Source organism: Mameliella sp. CS4 (assembly GCF_019392335.1).
Lineage (GTDB): Bacteria > Pseudomonadota > Alphaproteobacteria > Rhodobacterales > Rhodobacteraceae > Antarctobacter.
This window is the reverse complement of record NZ_JAHXRQ010000008.1, coordinates 66,439-86,357: the sequence shown is the minus strand read 5'-3', so window position 1 is coordinate 86,357 and position 19,919 is coordinate 66,439. Positions and strand designations below refer to the sequence as shown.

General features: G+C 64.2%; 17 protein-coding genes and 1 tRNA gene. 6 read left to right on the top strand and 12 right to left on the bottom strand.

Translation table 11 applies throughout. The features are described 5' to 3' along the window. Positions 1-9 precede the first annotated feature (9 nt). From KZZ07_RS11835 to KZZ07_RS11815, 5 genes are all read right to left on the bottom strand, one after another. Complete coding sequence (locus KZZ07_RS11835) at positions 10-252, bottom strand: MoaD/ThiS family protein (protein ID WP_219514367.1); 243 nt, start codon at positions 250-252, stop codon at positions 10-12. Further along, a complete protein-coding gene (locus KZZ07_RS11830) occupies positions 252-2,495 on the bottom strand; it encodes a xanthine dehydrogenase family protein molybdopterin-binding subunit (RefSeq protein WP_219514366.1) in 2,244 nt (747 codons plus the stop codon). Before KZZ07_RS11830 ends, KZZ07_RS11835 begins: the two co-directional genes overlap by 1 nt. Then, positions 2,495-2,977 carry a (2Fe-2S)-binding protein gene (locus tag KZZ07_RS11825; protein WP_069210931.1) on the bottom strand — a complete coding sequence of 161 codons (483 nt, stop codon included), beginning with the start codon at positions 2,975-2,977 and terminating at the stop codon, positions 2,495-2,497. The genes KZZ07_RS11830 and KZZ07_RS11825 overlap by 1 nt, the downstream gene beginning before the upstream one ends. After that, positions 2,974-3,840, bottom strand: coding sequence for an FAD binding domain-containing protein (locus KZZ07_RS11820; protein ID WP_219514364.1), 867 nt, complete (start codon positions 3,838-3,840; stop codon positions 2,974-2,976). Before KZZ07_RS11820 ends, KZZ07_RS11825 begins: the two co-directional genes overlap by 4 nt. Positions 3,841-4,255: 415 nt before the next feature. Then, complete coding sequence (locus KZZ07_RS11815; RefSeq protein ID WP_219514362.1) at positions 4,256-5,488, bottom strand: urate hydroxylase PuuD; 1,233 nt, start codon at positions 5,486-5,488, stop codon at positions 4,256-4,258. A 100-nt stretch (positions 5,489-5,588) separates the two neighbouring features. Here KZZ07_RS11815 and KZZ07_RS11810 point away from each other — a divergent pair, with 100 nt between their 5' ends. Next, entirely contained in the window at positions 5,589-6,521 is a 933-nt protein-coding gene (locus KZZ07_RS11810; RefSeq protein ID WP_219514360.1) for a LysR family transcriptional regulator, read from the top strand. Here the strand turns inward: KZZ07_RS11810 and uraH are convergent. Next, a complete protein-coding gene (gene uraH, locus KZZ07_RS11805; protein ID WP_219514359.1) occupies positions 6,506-6,859 on the bottom strand; it encodes a hydroxyisourate hydrolase in 354 nt (117 codons plus the stop codon). The genes KZZ07_RS11810 and uraH overlap by 16 nt on opposite strands. Positions 6,860-7,005: 146 nt before the next feature. Between uraH and puuE the strand changes: the two genes are divergently transcribed. From puuE to KZZ07_RS28260, 4 genes are all read left to right on the top strand, one after another. Further along, on the top strand, positions 7,006-8,418 hold the full coding sequence (gene puuE, locus KZZ07_RS11800) for an allantoinase PuuE (RefSeq protein ID WP_370631138.1): 1,413 nt from the start codon (positions 7,006-7,008) through the stop codon (positions 8,416-8,418). Next, entirely contained in the window at positions 8,415-8,900 is a 486-nt protein-coding gene (locus KZZ07_RS11795) for an ureidoglycolate lyase (protein ID WP_219514358.1), read from the top strand. The genes puuE and KZZ07_RS11795 overlap by 4 nt, the downstream gene beginning before the upstream one ends. Positions 8,901-8,950: 50 nt before the next feature. Beyond that, positions 8,951-10,366, top strand: a complete 1,416-nt coding sequence (locus tag KZZ07_RS11790; protein ID WP_219514357.1) for a uracil-xanthine permease family protein — start codon at positions 8,951-8,953, stop codon at positions 10,364-10,366. Positions 10,367-10,627: 261 nt separating this feature from the next. Further along, complete coding sequence (locus KZZ07_RS28260) at positions 10,628-11,149, top strand: Pycsar system effector family protein (RefSeq protein WP_500862240.1); 522 nt, start codon at positions 10,628-10,630, stop codon at positions 11,147-11,149. 212 nt (positions 11,150-11,361) lie between these two features. On the opposite strand, the gene KZZ07_RS11785 is transcribed toward KZZ07_RS28260, so the two are convergent. The 4 genes from KZZ07_RS11785 to KZZ07_RS11770 form a co-directional block, all read right to left on the bottom strand. Beyond that, positions 11,362-12,195: a bifunctional allantoicase/(S)-ureidoglycine aminohydrolase gene (locus KZZ07_RS11785; RefSeq protein WP_219514356.1), complete on the bottom strand. Its 834-nt coding sequence runs from the start codon at positions 12,193-12,195 to the stop codon at positions 11,362-11,364. Positions 12,196-12,367: 172 nt separating this feature from the next. Then, the gene (locus KZZ07_RS11780) at positions 12,368-13,789 is read right to left on the bottom strand and encodes an RtcB family protein (RefSeq protein WP_219514355.1); all 1,422 of its coding nucleotides are present in this window, start codon (positions 13,787-13,789) and stop codon (positions 12,368-12,370) included. Between the two features lie 269 nt (positions 13,790-14,058). Next, positions 14,059-14,134, bottom strand: a tRNA-Pro gene (locus KZZ07_RS11775). 322 nt (positions 14,135-14,456) lie between these two features. After that, positions 14,457-16,013: a vWA domain-containing protein gene (locus KZZ07_RS11770; protein WP_219514353.1), complete on the bottom strand. Its 1,557-nt coding sequence runs from the start codon at positions 16,011-16,013 to the stop codon at positions 14,457-14,459. Between the two features lie 175 nt (positions 16,014-16,188). Here KZZ07_RS11770 and rtcR point away from each other — a divergent pair, with 175 nt between their 5' ends. Then, positions 16,189-17,763, top strand: coding sequence for an RNA repair transcriptional activator RtcR (gene rtcR / locus KZZ07_RS11765; protein ID WP_219514351.1), 1,575 nt, complete (start codon positions 16,189-16,191; stop codon positions 17,761-17,763). Between the two features lie 10 nt (positions 17,764-17,773). Here the strand turns inward: rtcR and KZZ07_RS11760 are convergent, their stop codons facing one another. Together KZZ07_RS11760 and KZZ07_RS11755 are read right to left on the bottom strand one after the other, a co-directional pair. Further along, on the bottom strand, positions 17,774-18,544 hold the full coding sequence (locus KZZ07_RS11760) for a carbon-nitrogen hydrolase family protein (RefSeq protein WP_219514350.1): 771 nt from the start codon (positions 18,542-18,544) through the stop codon (positions 17,774-17,776). A 6-nt stretch (positions 18,545-18,550) separates the two neighbouring features. Further along, complete coding sequence (locus tag KZZ07_RS11755) at positions 18,551-19,816, bottom strand: flavin-containing monooxygenase (protein ID WP_219514349.1); 1,266 nt, start codon at positions 19,814-19,816, stop codon at positions 18,551-18,553. Between the last annotated feature and the right edge of the window lie 103 nt (positions 19,817-19,919).

Here is a 19,919-nt window from a genome sequence, read left to right as displayed (position 1 = left end):
CGACCTGAATCAGCCGCCCTTGAGCCGCTGCATCAGCACCACCTCGGCGCCCTCGGGCAGCTGCGCGTGGCGGTTCGGCGCGATCTCACCATCGACCACGACCGAAACACCGGCCTCGATGATCGGCGCCAGGCCCGGATGGGCCGCAACCAGCCCGTCCAGGGCCCCGCCGACCGTCTCGGCCTCGACCTCGACCACGCGGGCGCCGTCGGTAAAGCGCGTCAGGCTGGACCAGAGGTTGATGGCAACCATCAGCCCCCCTTTGCCTTGATCGCCGCCAGCACCTTGGGCGGCGACATCGGCAGCTCGCAGAGGCGCGCACCGGTCGCTTCCTGGATTGCGTTGGCGATGGCGGGCAGCGGCGGCGTGATGCCGGTCTCACCCACGCCGCGCACGCCATAAGGATGGCCCGGGTTCGGCACCTCGACGATGACCGTGTCGATCATCGGCAGGTCCGAGGCCACCGGCACGCGGTAATCCAGGAACACCGTGTTCTGAAGGCGTCCGTCATCGCCATAGATATAGGCCTCGTTCAGCGCCCAGCCGATGCCCTGCGCGGCGCCACCCTGGTACTGGCCTTCGACATAGGCGGGGTGGATCGCGCGGCCCGCGTCCTGCACCACGAGGTAGCGCAGGATCGTCGTGCGCCCGGTTTCCGGGTCGACCTCGACGTCGACGACGTGGCAGCCGAACGAGGCGCCGACGCCCTCGGGCACGGACTCATGGTGGCCCGAAATCGGCCCGCCGGTCGATCCCATCTTGCCGGCAATCTCGGCGATGGACATGGGTGGGAACTTCCCGGCGTTGTCGCCCGCCGGCTGTGCGGCCCCGTCGACCCATTCCACGGCCTCGGGGTCGATGCCCCATTCGTTGGCCGCGCGCTTGCACATCTCGGTGATGGCATGGCCCGCCGCGATCACCGCCGCCTTGCCACTGGCAAAGGTCGCGCGGCTGCCGTGGGTCGGTTCGTTGACGCCCAGCGCCCCGGTTTCGACCACGTTGACGCGCACGTCCTCATAAGGAATGCCCAGCGTTTCCGCCGTCATCAGCGCGATCGAGGCGCGGCTGCCGCCGATGTCCGGCGTGCCGACAGAGACCTGCGCGGTCCCGTCCTCGGAAATCGCCATGCTGACAGAGGTCTCGCCGTTGTGGTTGAACCAGTACCCGGCGGCGATGCCGCGCCCCTGGTTCGGCCCCAGCGGGATCGACAGGTTCGGGTGCGCCTTGGTCGCCTCCAGCGTCTCAACCAGACCGATGGAGCCGTACTTTGGCCCATAGCTGGCGGTATCGCCTTCGCGCACCGCGTTTTTCAGGCGCATGTCCAGCGGGTCGACATCCAGTTCGCGGCACATCTCGTCCAGCAGGCTTTCGACCGCGAAGGCGCCCATCGGCGAGCCCGGCGCGCGGTAGGCGGCGCATTTCGGACGGTTGGCCAGCACGTCATAGCCGACGTGTTCGACGTTCGTCAGCTTGTAGGGGGCAAAGGCGCAGTACAACGCCATGTCCACCGGAGAGCCGGGGAAGGCGCCGCCCTGCATCCGGAACTCTGCCCGGGCGCCGGTGATGGTGCCGTCCTTTTTCATGCCGATCTTGACGTCCATCGAGGCCGAGGCGGTCGGCCCCGTGGCGCGCAGCACGTCCGAACGGCTCATCACCAGCTTGACCGGCTTGCCCCCCGCCTTTTTCGACAGCGCCAGCGAAAGCGGCTCCATGAAAATGGTGGTCTTGCCGCCAAAGCCGCCGCCGATTTCGGACGGGGTCACGCGCAGTTGCGCGGTTTCCAGGCCCAGGACGGCGGTGCACATCTTGCGGATGAACCACTGCCCCTGGGTACAGACCCACATCTCTCCTTTGCCGTCGGCGCCCAGCTGGCCCATGCAGGCATGCGGTTCGATATAACCCTGGTGCGTGGCCTCGGTCTTGTACGTCTTTTCCATGACCAGATCGGCCTCGGCAAAGCCCGCCTCGACATCGCCGCGACCGAATTCCATGTAGCGCACGACGTTCGGCGGCATGCCTTCGGGCACGGTGGCGTCGGCGGCGCCTTCGCGGATCACCGGCGCGTCGGGCTTGATCGCGTCATCGACGTCGATGACATGGGGCAGAACCTCGTACTCGACCTCGATCAGGCGCACGGCCTCTTCGGCGCGCAGCTTCGACGTGGCGGCGACGGCGGCGACGGCATGGCCATCATAGAGCGCGCGCTCCCCCGCCATCGTGTTTTCCTGCAGGTTCCAGTCCTCACCGGTCAGCCCGGTGGGGAAATCGGCCCGCGTGATCACCGCCTTGACGCCGGTCAGCGCCTCGGCCTTCGACGTGTCGATCTTGACGATCCGCGCATGGGCGTGCGGGCTGCGCAGCACCGCCGCCCAGAGCATCCCCGGCGCCGAGATATCGGCACCGTAACGCGCGCGGCCCGTGACCTTGTCCAGCCCGTCGGGACGATCGGGACGCGTGCCGACCAGCTTGAATTCCTTGAACTCGTCCTTAGCCATCACGCAGCCTCCTGCCGCAGTTCCGCCGCCGCATCCATGACGGCGCGGATGATCTTGTCATACCCGGTGCAACGGCAGAGGTTTCCCGCCAACCAGTAACGGACCTCTTCCTCTGTCGGGTTCGGGTTGGTTTCCAGCAGCTTTTTCGCCGCGACCAAAATGCCCGGCGTGCAGAACCCGCATTGCAGGGCGGCGTGTTCGATGAACTTGCGCTGCAGCGGGTGCAGCTCAGCCCCGTCCGCCATGCCCTCGATGGTCTCGACGCGCTTGCCATCGGCCTCGACCCCCAGGACCAGGCAGGAACAGACCAGCGTGCCGTCCAGCGTGACCGAACAGGCCCCGCAGTCGCCGGTGCCGCAGCCTTCCTTGGAGCCGGTCAGGCCGATGTGATCGCGCAGGCAATCCAGCAGCGTTTCGCGCGGATCGGCCAGGAATTCGACCTCGTCGCCGTTCACGCTTGTGGTGACATGGACCTTGCTCATGCGGTGTCTCCTTTTGCACGGGCCTTGGCGATCAGTGCCGCCCGTTTCGTCAGCACGCCGGCCACTTCCGTCCGGAAGGCGACGGTGCCGCGTTTGTCGTCGATGGGCGAACAGGCCGCGCTGGCGACCTTGGCCAGCGCCTCCAGCGCGGGTTCGTCCAATGTGGTGCCGATGATGGCATCCGCCGCCTCGGGCACCAGCTTGACCGTCGGCGCGACCGCGCCCAGCGCCACGCGGGCCTCGGTCACGGTGTCGCCGTCCAGCCGCAGGCTGACCGCGCTGCCGACCACGGCGATGTCCATTTCCGTGCGCGGGATGAACCGCAGGTAGGCGTCGCCCGCGTTTTCGCCACGCGGCGGCAGCAGGATGGCCGAGATCAGCTCTCCGGCCTTGAGCGCGGTCTTGCCGGGACTGACGGGGACATCCTCGACCGGCAGGGTGCGCGTGCCGCCCGGCCCGGTGATTTCGACAGAGGCGCCCGCCGCGACCAGCCCGGGCACCGAATCCGCCGCCGGAGAGCCGTTGCAGAGGTTGCCTGTCAGCGTCGCGCGGCCCTGGATCTGGGTCGAGCCGACAAGCTCCATCCCCTCGACCACGCCAGGCCAGTCCGCGCACAGCCCTTCATGCGCGCCCAGCGCAATGCCGGGAACCGCCACGCCGATACGCCAGCCACCGTCGTCGGTGCGGGTGATCTCGGACACGCCCGCGATCTTTTTAAGGTCGATCAGGTCGTCAGGCTGCACCATGCCGGCCCGCAACTGAACCAGCACGTCGGTGCCCCCGGCCAGAAAGCGCGTCAGCCCCTTGGCCTGTGCAGCCAGTTGTGCGGCATCCTCGAATGTCGTTGGTGTGTGATATCGCAAGGTCACCTCCCTTTGTCGGTTGCCGCGGCGCCGTGCATGACCGTCGCGGGTATGCGGGGTGCGGCGCGACATTCGCGCCCACCGTTCATGGCTGTCAATTCCTAGGTCTAAGCATCCACTCAGCTCGCCGCCAGTTGGATTTACCAATAGGGCGAAGGCCGGGCGGCCCCGGCAATCGTCTCAGGTGCAATGTTATGCAGTCCGCGCGCCAAAGAGCAAGGCGCCGCAGACAAGGATTGCCGTCGCGTCACGCAACGTACCTTGGTGCGCCCTGCCCGGAGCCTTATCCAGAGGGTATTCCGCCAGCCGCCGCGTGGTCCGGGCAGACCCGGATGATGCAGCTTTATGCCGATACCGACAACGGCAAAACCCGGGCAAGAGGGCCTGCCCGGGTGTTGCCGTCTTTCGATCCGCCTCAGCGCGTCGCGTCGCGGTACCAGGCGACGATGGTAGCCCGGCTCTCGGCGTCCATCGTCGAGATCGCGTTGGGCGGCGGCATCGCATGGCTCACCCCTGCTTGCAGGAAGACCTGCTTCGCATGACGGGCAACGTCCGACTCCGTCTCCAGCACCACGCCCTTGGGGGGCCAGCGCACGCCATCCCAGACCGGCTCGCGAGAATGGCACATGGAGCAGTTGCCCAACACCACGTCATAAGCATCCGAAAACCCGTCAGCGGATGCGAATTGCTGTTCATAAGGCGACAAGGGGCGCGCCTCTGCCTCGTCATAGGTGTCCAGCATCGGCGCGGTCGACAGCCAGGCGATGACGATGAACAGAACAACCGTGACGGCCCAGGTCCAGTTCGGCTGGCCTTTGCGGGCATGCATCGAGTTGAAGTAGTGCCGGATGGTGACGCCCATCAGGAACACCAGGCTGGCGATGATCCAGGCATAATCGGTGGCGAATGCCAGCGGGTAGTGGTTCGACAGCATCAGGAAGATGACCGGCAGGGTCAGGTAGTTGTTATGCGTCGAGCGCAGCTTGGCGATCTTGCCGTACTTGGGATCGGGGGTGCGGCCCTCTTGCAGGTCCTTCACCACGATGCGCTGGTTCGGCATGATGATGAAAAAGACATTGGCCGTCATGATCGTCGCCGTGAAGGCACCAAGGTGCAGCAGCGCGGCGCGGCCCGTGAACACCTGGTTCAGACCCCAGCTCATCACCACGATGATGACGAAAAGCACCAGCATCATCGCGGTCGGGTAATCGCCCAGCTTGGACTTGCACAGGACGTCATACAGCAGCCAGCCCACACCGATCGAGGCCGCCGAGATCAGGATACCCTGCCAAAGCGATAGCTCCGCCTTGGTCGGGTCCAACAGGAACAGCTCCCCGCCAACCCAGTAGACAATCATCAGCATCGCCGCGCCCGAAAGCCAGGTGGCATAGCTTTCCCATTTGAACCAGGTCAGGTGGTCCGGCATCTGCTCGGGCGCGACCAGGTATTTCTGGATGTGATAGAAACCTCCGCCGTGGACCTGCCATTCCTCGCCATGCGCGCCGACGGGCAGATGCGGAACCTTTCGCAGGCCCAGGTCAAGCGCGATGAAATAGAACGAAGAGCCAATCCAGGCGATTGCGGTGATGACATGCAGCCAGCGGACGGCAAAGGCCGCCCAATCCCACATGATGGCCAGATCGTACATGGCAAGCCTCCTAAAGGGTCGAATCCACGGCAGACTATGCGGATGAGAATTGTTCTGGTATCGCTGCTCAATACCAAGCAGCATCAAAAATTGCAGAACAATGTCCTATCTCGACAATATCCGAACTTTTGTGCGTGTCTATGAACTTGGCAGCATGTCGGCAGCCGGTCGGGACCTGCGGATTTCGCCTGCGGTCACCTCTTCGCGAATCTCCCAGCTTGAGGAACATCTCAGCGTGCGGCTGTTTCAGCGCACCACCCGCAGCCTGACGCCGACGGAACATGGCCGCGCTTTTTACACCGGCGCCTGCGAGATCCTGGAATCGGTCGAGAATGCAGAGGCGCAGGTGGTCAGCATCACCGAAAACCCCAAGGGGTCGCTGTTCGTGGCGGCGCCTCTGGGTGTCGGGCGGCGGCTGATCGCGCCGCAGGTGCCGGACTTTCTGGAGACCTATCCAGAGGTCAATGTGCGCCTGCGGCTGACCGACCGAAAGGTCGACCTGACGACCGAAGGGCTGGACCTGGCGTTCTTTCTTGGCCAGCCAGAGGACAGCAACCTGCGCATTCGCAAAATTTCAGATGTAGAGAGGGTGCTATGCGCCGCGCCGGCCTACCTCGCGGCGCGCGGCACGCCGATGACCGGCGACGAGATCCTGGAAAAGGGGCACGAATGCCTGAACCTGCGCTTTCCCGGCGCGACGGAATTCCAATGGCGGCTGAAGACACCGGAGGGCGTTCGGAAGTTTCCCATCGCGGGCCGCTACGAATCCGATGATGGGGACGTGCTGACCGACTGGGCCCTGGGCGGGCATGGCATCGCGTTGAAACCGATCTTCGAGATCGCGGATCACCTCGAAGAGGGCCGCCTTGTTCCCGTCGCAACGGAAACCCCGCCGGAACCCATTCAGATGGCCTGCCTGTTCACCCATCGGCGCAGGCAGGATCCGAAGACCCGGATGTTCATGGAATTCGTGATAGATCGCATCGGCGCCGTCGTCCGCGACGCCGAAAAGCGGGTTCAACTGCCCCGGTAGGTCGAATAGCCGAAAGGCGACAGCAAGAGCGGCACATGATAGTGCGCCGGCTCCGACATGCCAAAGCGCAGCGGGATCACGTCCAGAAAGCGCGGGGATTCGGGCGCCACGCCGCTGGCATCCAGGTAGGCGCCTGCGTGAAAGACCAGCTCATAGGTGCCGGTTTCGAACTCGGCCTCGGGCAGGATCTGCTCATCGGTCCGGCCATCGCCGTTGGTGACAAGCGTCCGCAGGTGCTGACGGCTGTCGCCGTCGATCCGGTAGAGATCAATCGAAAGCCCCTGCGCGGGGCACCCGCGCGCGGTGTCGAGAACATGGGTCGTCAGATATCCGGCCATTGCTGCAAACTCCCTTGCTTGCCGTCTTATAGGGTGGGTCGACGCCCGGGTGCAAAACCTGCACGGCTTAAGGCACCTTCAAACGCTTTTTGAAAAACTGCCTGATTGTTCTGGTTTATAAATGCCCAAATTCGATGAGGGCAGACGTGACACAGTATCCAAGAGACATGACCGGCTATGGCGCCACGCCGCCCGCCGCAAACTGGCCCGACGGCGCCAGGATCGCCGTCCAGATCGTCCTGAACTACGAGGAAGGCGGCGAGAACTGCATCTTGCACGGCGATGCAGCCTCCGAGGCTTTCCTGTCAGAGATCACCGGGGCCCAGCCCTGGCCGGCGCAGCGCCACTGGAACATGGAATCGATCTATGAATACGGCGCGCGCGCCGGATTCTGGCGGGTGCACCGCGCGTTGCGTGACCTGCCGGTGACCGTCTACGGCGTCGCGACGGCACTGGCGCGCGCCCCGGAACAGGTCAAGGCCATGAAAGAGGCCGGGTGGGAGATCGCCAGCCACGGGCTGAAGTGGATCGAACACAAGGACATGACCGAAGAGGAAGAGCGGGCGCAGATTCGCGAGGCGGTCCGCCTGCATACCGAGGTTGTCGGCGAGGCGCCGCGCGGCTGGTACACCGGGCGCTGTTCCATGAACACGGTCGACCTGGCGGCAAAAGAGGGTCAGTTCGCCTATATTTCAGACAGTTACGCGGATGACCTGCCCTATTGGCACCGGGTGAATGGCCGCGACCAGCTGATCGTGCCTTACACTATGGATTGCAATGACATGCGCTTTGCGATCCAGGCCGGATTTACCCACGGCGATCCGTTCGAGGCGATGCTGAAGGATTCCTTCGACATTCTCTACGCCGAGGGCGCAGAGGGCGCCCCAAAGATGATGTCGATCGGCCTGCACTGCCGGCTGGTCGGCCGGCCCAGCCGGATGGCTGCGCTGAAACGGGCGCTCGACTACATGCAATCGCACGCCGGTGTCTGGTTCGCCACGCGCCTGCAGATCGCCGAACACTGGACAAAGGAGCACCCGCCGATGACCCGCCAACGCCCCTCTGACATGGACCGCGACAGCTTTGTTGCGGAATACGGCGGTGTCTTCGAGCACAGCCCCTGGATCGCCGAGGGCGCCTTTGCGCTGGAACTGGGGCCGACCCATGACACGGCAGCAGGCGTGCATTCCGCCTTGGCCCGTGTGTTCCGCGCCGCGGACGAGGACAAGCGCCTTGGCGTGCTCACCGCGCACCCTGATCTGGCCGGAAAATTGGCCGAGGCCAAGCGCCTGACAGAGGAATCGACGGCGGAACAGGCCTCTGTCGGGCTGGACGCGCTGACCGACGAGGAACGCGCCGCCTTTACCGATCTCAACACCGCCTACACCGAGAAATTCGGCTTTCCTTTCATCATCGCGGTCCGCGACAACACCAAGGCCACGATCATGGAGGCGTTCAAGCGCCGGGTCGCCAACGACCGCGCCGCCGAGTTCGCCGAGGCCTGCCGCCAGGTGGAACGGATCGCCGAGCTGCGCCTGGAAGAGAAATTCGCCGCATGAGCCGCAGCATCACCGCAGATCCCCTGACCCAGGATGCCTTTGCCGGTTTCGGCGACGTGATCGACACGGCGGGCGAGGCCGACAAGATCATCAACCAGGGGCTTTGCGGCCGCTACCATGACCGCGCCCGGGTGGACGTCACCGACGGGCGGGCGGGCGTGAGCCTGTTCAAGGCAGAGCCGCGCAGCCTGCCCGTGACGCTGGAAATGGTCGAGCGTCACCCCGAGGGCAGCCAGTGCTTCATCCCCATGAGCATGGATGGCTTTCTGGTTGTCGTCGCCAAGGACGAGGACGGCAAACCGGGACGGCCCCGCGCCTTTCTGAGCGCCCCCGGACAGGCCGTCAACTTTCACCGTGGAACCTGGCACGGCGTCCTGACGCCTTTGGCGGCGCCGGGTCTGTTCGCGGTGGTGGACCGGATCGGAGAGGGCCCGAACCTGGAAGAACACTGGTTCGAGGCGCCTTACGAAATCGAAACCTGAATGGGCCGCCGGAGGAGGAGCCGGCACCCGTATTCATTGGAGGAAAGAACATGGCCGACACATCCATCGGGACACCGGAGCAGCTCCGCGACCCGAATTACACACCGCCCATCGCCAAGGCGGTGCCACTGGGAATCCAGCACGTCCTGGCCATGTTCGTTTCGAACGTGACCCCGGCCATCATCGTCTGCGGCGCGGCGGGCTTTGGCTTTGGCTCGAATTCGCCCGACTTTCCGCAGATGATCTACATGATCCAGATGTCGATGTTCTTTGCCGGCATCGCGACGCTGTTCCAGTCCATCGGTTTTGGCCCGGTAGGCGCGCGGCTGCCCATCGTCCAAGGCACATCCTTCGCCTTCATCCCGATCATGATCCCGCTGGTCGCCGGCAAAGGCGTTGACGCCATTGCCGTGCTGATGGGCGGTATCCTGGTCGGCGGTATCTTCCACGCCTTCCTGGGGCTTTTCATCGGCAAGATCCGCTTTGCCCTGCCGCCGCTTGTCACCGGGCTGGTGGTGACGATGATCGGCCTGGCGCTGGTCAAGGTCGGGATTCAGTACGCGGCGGGCGGCGTTCCGGCCATCGGCACACCCGAATACGGATCGGGCATCAACTGGCTGATGGCGGGCACCGTGATCATCGTGACACTGGGGCTGAAGTTCTTTGCCCGCGGGATGCTGTCGGTCTCTGCTGTGCTTGTCGGCCTGCTGGTCGGCTATGCGCTGGCCTTTGCGCTGGGACAGGTCAACCTCGGCAACGTCGGCCGGGCGGCGTCCTTTGCATTGCCGGACCCGCTGCACTTCGGGTTGGAATTCTCTGTCGCGGCCATCGTCGGCTTCTGCCTGATGTCCTTCGTTTCGGCGGTGGAAACCGTGGGCGACGTCTCGGGGATCACCAAGGGCGGCGCGGGCCGCGAGGCGACCGACAAGGAAATCCAGGGCGCGACCTTTGCGGACGGGATCGGCACGGCGATCTCGGGCCTGTTCGGTGCTCTGCCCAACACGTCTTTCAGCCAGAACGTCGGCCTGATCGCCATGACCGGCGTCATGAGCCGGACCGTTGTCACCATCGGCGCCTTCTTCCTGATCCTCTGCGGCCTGGTGCCCAAGATCGGCGCTGTCATCTCCTCGGTCCCGATCGAGGTCCTGGGCGGCGGCGTGATCGTGATGTTCGGCATGGTGGTCGCGGCGGGTGTCTCGATGCTGTCTGACGTGCACTGGAACCGACGCAACATGGTGATCTTCGCCATCGCCCTCTCGCTGGGCCTGGGCCTGCAGCTTGAACCCGACGCGCTGCAGTACCTGCCCGGCACGGTCAAGGTTCTGGCAACCTCCGGCATCCTGCCCGCGGCCCTGATCGCCATCGTTCTGAACCTGGCGCTGCCGCAGGACCTGGCCGATGAATCCACCGAGGAAGTCTCGGGCGGAATGGCCGGTCACGGCGACGGATCGCTCAAGCAGAGCTGATCCTTCTGCCAAGACACAATCAAGGCCCGCTGGTGTCCAACGGGCCTTGTTGCATCTTTTCCCGGTTGCAGGCGCACTCCCCATGCAAAGGGATCTGCAAGGCAAACAAAAGCTCCCTACTGGATGTTATGCCTGTCCCTGCAACGTCTGCTCCGAGCCCAAGCAGAATGAGCTTGTGTGATTTCTGTGTGGCCAGACTTGATGTCTTTGTAGTGTCCTATAGTGTTTGGTTGACTGAATTTTCTTGGAGTCGGTGACTGTATGTCAGAGCAAGAAATCAGAGCGTCTGAGGCAATTAAATTGTTAGATCACGTTGAAAGCTTAATTGTCCTCGGCGAGCGCAGGGCCAATATTTATATAGCACTGAATCTTGCCCTTATCGTTGGCAGCCTCAGATTAGACCAAGATAGCACCGGCATTTATGCTAACCTGGCTTTCTGGTTTCTAGCCGTTGCTGCGACGGGCCTTTCCATGGCGTCGCTGCACCCACAAAGGCCCCACTTTCAGGGGGAAAACTGGCCTAAGCGGAAATACTCGCTTCAGTTTTTCCCCATCTCAAAATTTGAGAGCCAAGACAGCTTCATCAGTTCGTTCTCGGAGCCAGAATCTCCGCCCGTCGTCAGCAGAGTATTGGTAGCCGTCTACCATCGCAGCATTTGGGCTGACCGAAAGTTCTTTTTGCTAAAGTGGGCGTCATACGCATCGTTTGGGTCACTTACAGTCTTAGGATTGATCGTGTTCGAATCATATATTGTTCTTAAAGTGGATGGCCAGGTGCCATAGGAGTCCAATTTCGGAATTCTTCTCTGGGACGGTCTTTCGGTTTGTCCCGCATACCTGACACTTGAGACGAAAGCGCCCTCGCTGTTTTCTGCGAAGGCGCTTGACTACAGACAGCCCGTGCCTGCCGTGCCAGTGGGCTGGTGGCGCAACGCATCTGCTTGCGCGCTTTTGGAAACCACCCCGGCCCTTTCGATGGTTCGCCTAGGTGCCGGTCAGCCGCGGGGCGTCAGCCGCAACGGCATGTGCCGGTTCACATCCTTGTAGAGCAGGTAGCGGAACCGCCCCGGCCCACCCGCATAGCAGGCCTGCGGGCAGAAGGCGCGCAGCCACATGTAATCCCCGGCCTCGACCTCGACCCAATCGGAATTGAGCCGGTAGACCGCCTTGCCTTCGAGCACGTAAAGCCCGTGTTCCATGACATGGGTCTCGGCAAAGGGGATCACGCCGCCGGGTTCAAACGTCACGATGGTCACATGCATGTCATGGCGCAGGTCGGTCTGATCGACGAAACGGCTCGTCGCCCATTTGCCGTCCGTGCCCGGCATGGCGGCGGGTGTGATGTCCTTTTCGTTGGTCACAAAGGCTTCGGGCGCGGACAGCCCCTCGACCGGTTCATAGGCCTTGCGGATCCAGTGGAACTTCAGCAGCGCATCGCCTGTGTTGCGCAGGGTCCAATCCGTCGCGGGCGGCAGGAAAGCATAGCTCCCGGGCTCCAGCGCATGCGCCGTCCCGTCGATGGTCAGTGTGCCGGCGCCCTCGACGACAAACAGCACGGCCTCGGCCCCGGGGTCGGTTTCGGGCCGGTCGGACCCGCCGCCCGGCGCGACTTCCATGATGTATTGCGAAAAGGTCTCGGCAAAGCCGCTCAGCGGGCGCGACAGCACCCACAGACGCGTGTCCTCCCAGAAGGGCAGAAAGCTGGTGACGATGTCGCGCATCGTGCCCCTGGGGATCACCGCGTAGGCGTCGGTGAACACGGCGCGGTCCGTCATGATCTGCTCTTGAGGAGGATGCCCCCCCATCTGTGCATAGTAGCTTGCGGTCATATTGGCCTCTGGGACATTGGGGTTCCCCCGAAACTAGCCCGACGCCCGGCGCCGGGCCAGCAAGCGGTTACCGACAACTCCCTTCCGGAAAATTTGAAAGTGGAAAAGATTGCCCCGGTTGGGCGGGATTGTCGGCAGGCCGGGTTCATCGCCCGGCCTGCCTCAAGACCCGTCAGGCACCGCGACGCGCACCTTTCTTTTTCTTGGCCCAGAAGGGCGGAACGTCGCCCGCCATGATGCAGCCGTATGGGTCGATGTAATCCTCGATCTCGGCCAGCCCGTAGGACTTGATCTGCGCCACGAGGCTGTCCGCATCCTTGTAGCTGGACGGCAGTTCCGAGGCATCCACCGCCCCGGCGTGAAACCGGATGTCCAGCCCCTCGGTCTCGGCCTTCAGCATCTGGTCGGGCGTGACCGCCCCCATGCGGCGGCGATGTTCCGAGCGCGAAAAGTTGCGCCCGGCCCCGTGCGGACTGAACCCCAACCCACTGGCCGCATCCAGCCCGCGCGTCACCAGGACCGGCTGCGCCATGTTCAGCGGGATCAGGGTCAGCCCGGTGGCGTCATCGGCATAGTCCTTCCAGGCCGGGGTCGCCCCCTTTCCGTGAAAGTAGAGATCGCCACGTTTGAAGACGAAGTTATGCTCGTTCCAGTAGCGGTCTCCCACCTCGGCACCGGCAACCGCCGCCGTCGCGTCGTGGATCATCGCGTGGTTGGTCTTGGTCCACTGGCGGATGATCTGCAGCGCATCCCAGTAGTCCTGCCCCTCGTCGCTGTCCGCCGGAATCCAGGCGTTCTGCTTCAGCGTCTCGGGCGACAACTCCCTGCGATAGCGCTCTGCCGCGATCATCCCCTCCTTGTAGAGCACCGCCCCCGGCCCGCGAGAGCCGTGATGCGTCACCATCGCCGTGCGCCCGGTCTTGCGCGAGCGTCCGACAAACAGGAAATGATTTCCGTCCCCCTGCGTCCCAAGATGCGTCTGGGCCATGCCCAGGATTTTCTGGGTGCACAGGAAAGCGTTAAAGCGGATCTCGTCCAGCAAATCGACCGGCAGGCTATAGCGTTTGCCCTGAGGGCGCCCCCCGGGTCCGAAATGCGTGACCGACTGCGCGGCGTCCAGCACGGCCTTGGGATCAGCCATCCCCAAGTCCGAGATCATGACCGAACAACAGATGTCGGCCGAATGCATCCCGGGATGGATCGCGTTCCTGGCGGCGGCGACGCCGCCCACCGGGATCGTCCCTTCCGGCCCTGCCGGGCAGGCGTCGGGCATGATCGCCCCCGCCTCGATCGTGGGTGTGCGCATCAGTTCGCGCATGGTGGAGCGCACCTTTGCAACGTTCTCCTGCTCGTCGGGATGCGAAATCTCGATGTTCTCGGCAAAGGCCAGTTCACCGGGCGCACGCAGCGCCAGCGTGTCCGGTTCCGGCGGGGCCATCCCGTCCAGTTCCTGCCGGATGCGCACAAGGCCATAACCCTCGGCACGCATCGCATTGGCCTTTTCCAGCAGCACTGGAAAATGCTTGCCGGGGCGGTGCCCCCAGTCCTTGAGGTGGTGCCCGGTGACCGGGTCGAATGTGGCATCATCGGACATCGTAATGAAAATATCTCCTGCAATGGACCCCGGCGACAAGGGTGAAGAAACGGTTTCCGGAACCCGCCCCGCGCGTGCCGCGCGTTTGCCGTCTGGGCGATTGCCAAAAGCGGAATCGAACCGCTTGGTGACCCGGTACAGGTGGAGGCATGTAGTTCCTTCGGCATTCGCCGGGGGCTTCCTTTCGAATTAGGCGGGGAGGACAAGGGGTTGCGAGGTTTGATATGTGTGAAAGACAAGTAACCCCGCAGGCATTCCTCCCGGTTTTCTGGTCAGGGATAAGGGGGCGACCCTTCGGCTTTCGCGGTCCGGGTGCGGCGCTCTGCCAAACCGGGCCAATCCCTGAAAATCTGTCCCGGCGACAAAGAGGTGGCGAAACATGACCTGCTCTTCCGATTGAGCTACGCGGCCATAGTTCCCTTTCGGGCACCGATCCGACAGGCAGGAATACCCTGCCTCTGGATGGTGTGTGGCGGCCGCGACGGGATTCGAACCCGCAACCTGGGCGTGAGAAGCGCTGTAGTTCCGCCGGCATTCGCCGGGACAATGGTCCTTTCGTATTTCGTTTTCGATGTGGGTCAGGCGGACAAGAGAATGACGAGACAGAGACATTGCTTGAATAATGTAGTCCCGTCGGCATTCCGCCTGACCCTTTGTGTTCGGGCACTCAGAGGTCGATCTTCTCGATCTTCTGCAACCAGTGCTCGGACCCTGTCCGGCCCTTTGCGAGATCCGCGATCCGATCAAAGACCGCATCCGAGAACCCGCCGATGTTCAGCACGTCCTCGCGAGGCGCCGCCTGCGTCGTGCCGTAAGGCGCGATGTCGATGCAGACCAATTTGGCCTGCGGGTTGCGCCGTTTCAGCGCCGCCCACTCCTGCATCATCGCCGTCGGCTGGCGCCCGCCCCCGGCATCCACCCAGGACTGGTTGTCGGACACGAAGACCACCAGATCCGGTGCCGCGCGACGGTCGTTCAACCACCGCAGCGGTGCCGAGCAGTTGGTCCCGCCCCCGGCCAGAGCCGACAGGCGTTCCGCGTTGGTCAGGATCGTGTCGCGCGGGTTCAGGCGAGCTTCGCGCACCTGCACCTCGAACGGCAGAACCTGGCACTTGCGGTTCACCCGCATGAACGACGCCGCAACCAGCGCGGCCACGTCCACATGGCGCACCGCCGAGCTTGCGCCCTTGCGGTAGCCCGTCACCGGCCACGTCATCGACGCGGACACGTCCGGGCAGATCACGACCTCGCCGGCGACCTTCGGCACGTTACGCACCGCAAGTTCCATCGCGTCATGCAAGGCATCCACGATCTCGCGGGGCATCTCGTCGCTCGCGTGCTTGGCCGCAACCATCATCTGGTACGGGAAGGCCCGCGCCTTCGAGACCGCCTTCGGATCACGCAGCTTTGCCGCGACCTGTTCGACCATCTGCGCATCGGCAAAGACGCCTTTGCGCAGGAAGGTGTTCAGGTTCTGGCGCACCATCTGCCACGACCCAGTGCGCGCGATCTGCGCCCAATGGTCCGCGGTCAGCGGCAATTGCGTCAGCATCTGGAACGGCACGTCGGGCAGTTCCCCGTCGCAGCCTTCATTGAAGGTCATCCAGTCCTGCACCGCCTCCGGCAACATCGACACGTCACAGGGACGCCCGACGATCCAGGCAAACAGCGCCTCACGCTGGGCCGTCTCCGGCTTCGGGTGCACCATCCGGATCACGTCCTTCAACGACGGATCGTTGCCGATGTTGGCGTTCAGGAGCGCCCGGTCGGACGCGGTGTTCAGCCAGTGCTGCACCATCGCCTTGGGGGCAGAGCCCAGCGACTTGCGCCCGCTCTGGCCGGAACGGACGATCTGCACGAAGGTCCGCAGCATCTTGCCGTGCGTGATCACACGGGCAAAGACCGCCCGGAAAAGCGCCGGATCGCGCCGCGCCAGCACCGCCAGAAGCACCGCAGGCATGTCCTTCATGTAGCCCGACTGACGGGCATAGATCGCCGTCTGTGCCAGGAAAGCCGGATCGACCTTGTCGGCCAGTTCGACCACGCGGGTCAGTTCGCCCTGCGCGGACTGGTAGAACAGGCCACCGAATGTGCCTGTGGCTGCCATCTGCGCCAGGGCATGTGCATCGGAATAGGCGTAGGCCGGTGCGCCTTCGGCGTTCACGGAGGTTGCCTTGGGCAGCAACCGGCCCCGGATCGATGCAAACACGGATTTGTTTGCCATTGCTCTGTTCCTTCGTTGTTGGTGAGGATGTTTTGCCATGCGCAGGGCTGCGGCCCGAGGAAAAAGAAAACCTCCATCAAGCCATTGAAATACAACCAACAATCATGCTGTTGCCGATTCCTCCTCAGGGAGATACGATACGAACTGATATTGATTTATCGGTTTGGATATGCCCATGCGCAATGTCGTCCTCGGATTCCTCGGAACGCAGCTCGACATGGGGCGCAAGCGGCGCTGGAAACCCACGGTGAGTCTGGTCACGCATGACGGTTTCCCCGTCGACCGGCTCGAAATCCTCTACGACATGCGATTCCAGCGCCTTGCCGGTTTTGTTCAAGAAGAGGTGCAGCAGGCGAACCCGCAGACAGAGGTCTTGCTTCGCAACCTCGATCTGTCGGACCCTTGGGATTTTCAGGAGGTCTACGGCAAGTTGTTCGACTTTGCCCGCGGCTATGGCTTTGACGAGGACCGCGAGCGGTATCACGTTCACCTGACCACCGGCACACATGTGGCCCAGATCTGCTGGTTCCTGCTGACCGAGAGCCGCCATATTCCCGCCCGCCTGATCCAGACCGGCCCGCCCGGCCCGGAGGACGAAAAGGCGAAATACGATGTCATCGACCTCGACCTCAGCCGCTACAACGCATTGCAACAACGGTTCGACCTGCTGTCGCGGGAATACAGCGATCAGTTGAAGGGTGGAATCGCGACGTCGAACCCCGCCTACAACGCGCTGATCGACCGGATCGAACTGGTGGCCAGCAACTCCGCCGAACCGATCCTGCTGCTGGGGGAAACCGGCACCGGCAAGACGCAACTGGCCGAACGCATCCATTCTCTGAAACTGGACAGGCGCCGCGTCAAGGGCCGGCTGGTCCACGTCAATTGCGCCACGCTGCGCGGACAGGATGCGCGCGCCACGCTGTTCGGCCAAAGGCGCAGCTTTACCGGGCAAGCCGGGACGGAACGCAGCGGGCTGTTGCGCGAGGCGGACGGCGGGGTCTTGTTCCTCGACGAGGTGGACGAACTGGGGCCCAATGAGCAAAGCATTCTGCTGCACGCGATCGAAAGCGGGCGCTTCTATCCTCTGGGGTCCGATAGCGAGGTCACAAGCCGGTTCCAGGTCATCGCGGGCGCAAACCGTGACCTGCGCGCGCTGACGTCAGAGGGGCTGTTCCGCCCTGACCTGCTGGCCCGCCTGAACATGTGGAGTTTCCGCCTGCCCGCCCTGCGCGAACGGCGCGAAGACATCGAGGCCAACCTGCGGTTTGAACTGGACCGGGCGGAAAAGGAGCTGGGCAACCGGGTCGGCTTCAACACCGACGCGCGGGACCGCTACCTGCGGTTCGCGGCGGATCCCGGCACGCCCTGGCCCGGCAACTTCCGCGATTTCGGCGGGTCGATCCGGCGGCTGTGCGTGCTGGCGCCGCGCGGACGGATCACCCTGGCGATGGTCGAGGACGAGATCGCAACCCTGCAGGCCGACTGGCGCAGCGCCGAGGCCGATGGCGACGCAAGGCTGGTTCGCGAGGTTCTGGGCGGGGCCTCCGCCGACATCGACCGTTTCGACCTCGTGCAACTGGCCGAGGTGATCCGCTGCTGCCGCAGCTCCGCCAGCCTCAGCGCGGCGGGGCGCAGCCTGTTCGCCGCCTCGCGTGCAAAACGCGCCACGACCAATGATGCGGACAGGCTGCGCAAGTACCTTGCGCGCTTTGGGCTGGACTGGGCGGCGGTCAGTAAAACCGGATGAAGATCCTCGCCTACTCGATCTCGCGCCGGTCCCGTTTCTGGGTGCTGAGCAAGCTCGCGTCCAGCCTGTCGCGATGCCGCAGATCGGCGATCAGCAGCGCTTCGCCTGTCCCGGCCCGCGCCAGTATGTTCCCGTCCGGCCCGACGATGGCGGAGCGGCCGCCAAACTCCAGCCCCACCTCATTGCCATGATAATTCGCGTAGACCACGGTCATCGCGTTTTCAAAGGCCCGCGCGGGCACCAGCACGTCTGCGACATTCTCGAACCCCGCCGGGTTGGCCGTTGGCACCAACAACAGGTCGACACCGCGCCCGGACAGCACCGTGACGTGATGGGCGAACTCGACGTCGTAGCAGATCAGCAGGGCCGCCCGGAAACCGCCAAGGTCGAAGGTACTATAGGCCTCGCCCGGCTCGAAGCTCGCGGCCTCCATGGGGCCAAACAGCTGCACCTTGCGGTAATGCGCCAGTTTCGCGCCCGCTTGGTCGAAACAACTGGCCGCGTTGAAGACCCTGTCGCCGTCCCGTTCGGCCCAGCCAAGGGTCAGCCCCACACCCGCCGCCCGGCAGAGGCCGGAAAGGCGACACTCCCAGTCACCGCCTTGCGGCTGTGACAGGGCAGAATGCAGGTCCGGGCGATTGTAACCGGGCAGGAACAGCTCGGGGAGAACCGCCATCTCGACATCCATCGCCCGGGACGCGGCCAGAACGGACTCGATCCGAGCAAAGGCGCCCTCGATGTCGCCATCGGTGGGCGCCCCTTGGTACAGGGCCAGTTTCATGTCTGCTCAGGCATCCTCTGTCACGCGGCGGGCATTGCCCTGATATGCCATGTAGCCGCGCTGGATGTCGATCTGGTCGGCGATGAACTTGGCATCGTGCCAGACCCCCCAGATAAAGGACGACCCGCGCCGCGTCTGCCAGGGCAGACCGACAAAATAGAGCCCGGGCTCCTCCGAGACACCGCGCTGGTGGATCGGGCGGCCGCGTTCATCGAAGGTATCGGCCTTGATCCAGCCGAAATCGAAGGCATAGCCCGTCGCCCAGAGCACGGTGCCGATGCCGGCCTCGGCCAGGTCCAGCTCAAGGATCGGGTCGCGCACGCAGGCCGGGTCCTCGGGAATGGCTCGCGCTTCCGGCTCTTCCGGCAGGTCCAGCCCGTGGCGGGTGACATAGGCGTCCGCCTCGTCCAGGACGGAGAGGTAATTCGCATCGCCCTTGTCGAGGTTCTCCTTGAGGTCCGGCGCGAACCGAAGCTTGCCGTTCTCATAGCCCGCGGTCATGCCCAGCAGGGTCATCCCCTGTTCCGCCAGCCTGCGGAAATCCACGGTCTTGCCGCCCTCGGCGCCACTGACCGCGATGGTGACATGTTCGGTCCCCGGGCCGGGCGAATCCGCGTTCCACTTGCCCAGAACCCCCAACCACCAGACATTGTCGCGGCCGCGATAGCGGCGCGGCGGGCGGTCGTGCGGGCCGATGGACAGGTAGACGCGGCGTCCCGCCTTCATCAGTTCCTCGGCGATCTGCACACCGGACGATCCGCCGCCGACGACCAGCACCGCGCCTTCAGGCAGTTGATCGGGATTGCGGTAGGCGTTGGAATGCATCTGCATCGGCCCCGCGTCCTGCGGCAGGATCGGCGGAATCGCCGGGCGCTGGAACGGGCCGGTGGCCGCCACGACATGCCGCGCCTCGATCACACCTTGCGAGGTCTCCACATGGAACCCGGGCCGCCCCTCCAGCGGGGTCACCGCAGTCACCTCGACCCCGGTACGGACAGGCGCACCGATCTTTTCCGCGTAGTCGACAAAGTAGTCGGCCACCGCCTCCTTTTCGGCAAAGGCATCGCCGTCGCAGGCGAACTCCATGTTCGGGAAGCGGTCATGCCAGGCCGGGCCGTTCGCCACCAGCGAGTCCCAGCGCCCCGTGCGCCAGCGTTCCGCGATGCGGTCGCGCTCCAGCACGATATGGGGCACGCCCAGCTTGCCCAGGTGCTCGCTCATCGCGATACCCGCCTGACCGCCGCCAACGACAACCGTATCCGTGCTTTCCATTCCCGGGGTCCTCCGATCCATCATTGCCGGGCACCCTAGGCCCGGGCCTGTCCCCGCCGAAACACGGTTTTCGTGAAGCCTTGGTTGGGGCCAGGCTAAGCGC

What these genes read in the sequence shown, in the direction of transcription:
- KZZ07_RS28260 (WP_500862240.1), top strand. Translation starts at nt 10,628, where the DNA reads ATGTCAGAGCAAGAAATCAGAGCGTCTGAGGCAATTAAATTGTTAGAT.
- rtcR (WP_219514351.1), top strand. Translation starts at nt 16,189, where the DNA reads ATGCGCAATGTCGTCCTCGGATTCCTCGGAACGCAGCTCGACATGGGG.
- KZZ07_RS11760 (WP_219514350.1), bottom strand. Translation starts at nt 18,544, where the DNA reads ATGAAACTGGCCCTGTACCAAGGGGCGCCCACCGATGGCGACATCGAG.
- KZZ07_RS11755 (WP_219514349.1), bottom strand. Translation starts at nt 19,816, where the DNA reads ATGGAAAGCACGGATACGGTTGTCGTTGGCGGCGGTCAGGCGGGTATC.
- KZZ07_RS11795 (WP_219514358.1), top strand. Translation starts at nt 8,415, where the DNA reads ATGAGCCGCAGCATCACCGCAGATCCCCTGACCCAGGATGCCTTTGCC.
- KZZ07_RS11770 (WP_219514353.1), bottom strand. Translation starts at nt 16,013, where the DNA reads ATGGCAAACAAATCCGTGTTTGCATCGATCCGGGGCCGGTTGCTGCCC.
- KZZ07_RS11780 (WP_219514355.1), bottom strand. Translation starts at nt 13,789, where the DNA reads ATGTCCGATGATGCCACATTCGACCCGGTCACCGGGCACCACCTCAAG.
- KZZ07_RS11790 (WP_219514357.1), top strand. Translation starts at nt 8,951, where the DNA reads ATGGCCGACACATCCATCGGGACACCGGAGCAGCTCCGCGACCCGAAT.
- KZZ07_RS11830 (WP_219514366.1), bottom strand. Translation starts at nt 2,495, where the DNA reads ATGGCTAAGGACGAGTTCAAGGAATTCAAGCTGGTCGGCACGCGTCCC.
- KZZ07_RS11810 (WP_219514360.1), top strand. Translation starts at nt 5,589, where the DNA reads ATGTCCTATCTCGACAATATCCGAACTTTTGTGCGTGTCTATGAACTT.
- uraH (WP_219514359.1), bottom strand. Translation starts at nt 6,859, where the DNA reads ATGGCCGGATATCTGACGACCCATGTTCTCGACACCGCGCGCGGGTGC.
- KZZ07_RS11785 (WP_219514356.1), bottom strand. Translation starts at nt 12,195, where the DNA reads ATGACCGCAAGCTACTATGCACAGATGGGGGGGCATCCTCCTCAAGAG.
- KZZ07_RS11825 (WP_069210931.1), bottom strand. Translation starts at nt 2,977, where the DNA reads ATGAGCAAGGTCCATGTCACCACAAGCGTGAACGGCGACGAGGTCGAA.
- KZZ07_RS11815 (WP_219514362.1), bottom strand. Translation starts at nt 5,488, where the DNA reads ATGTACGATCTGGCCATCATGTGGGATTGGGCGGCCTTTGCCGTCCGC.
- KZZ07_RS11835 (WP_219514367.1), bottom strand. Translation starts at nt 252, where the DNA reads ATGGTTGCCATCAACCTCTGGTCCAGCCTGACGCGCTTTACCGACGGC.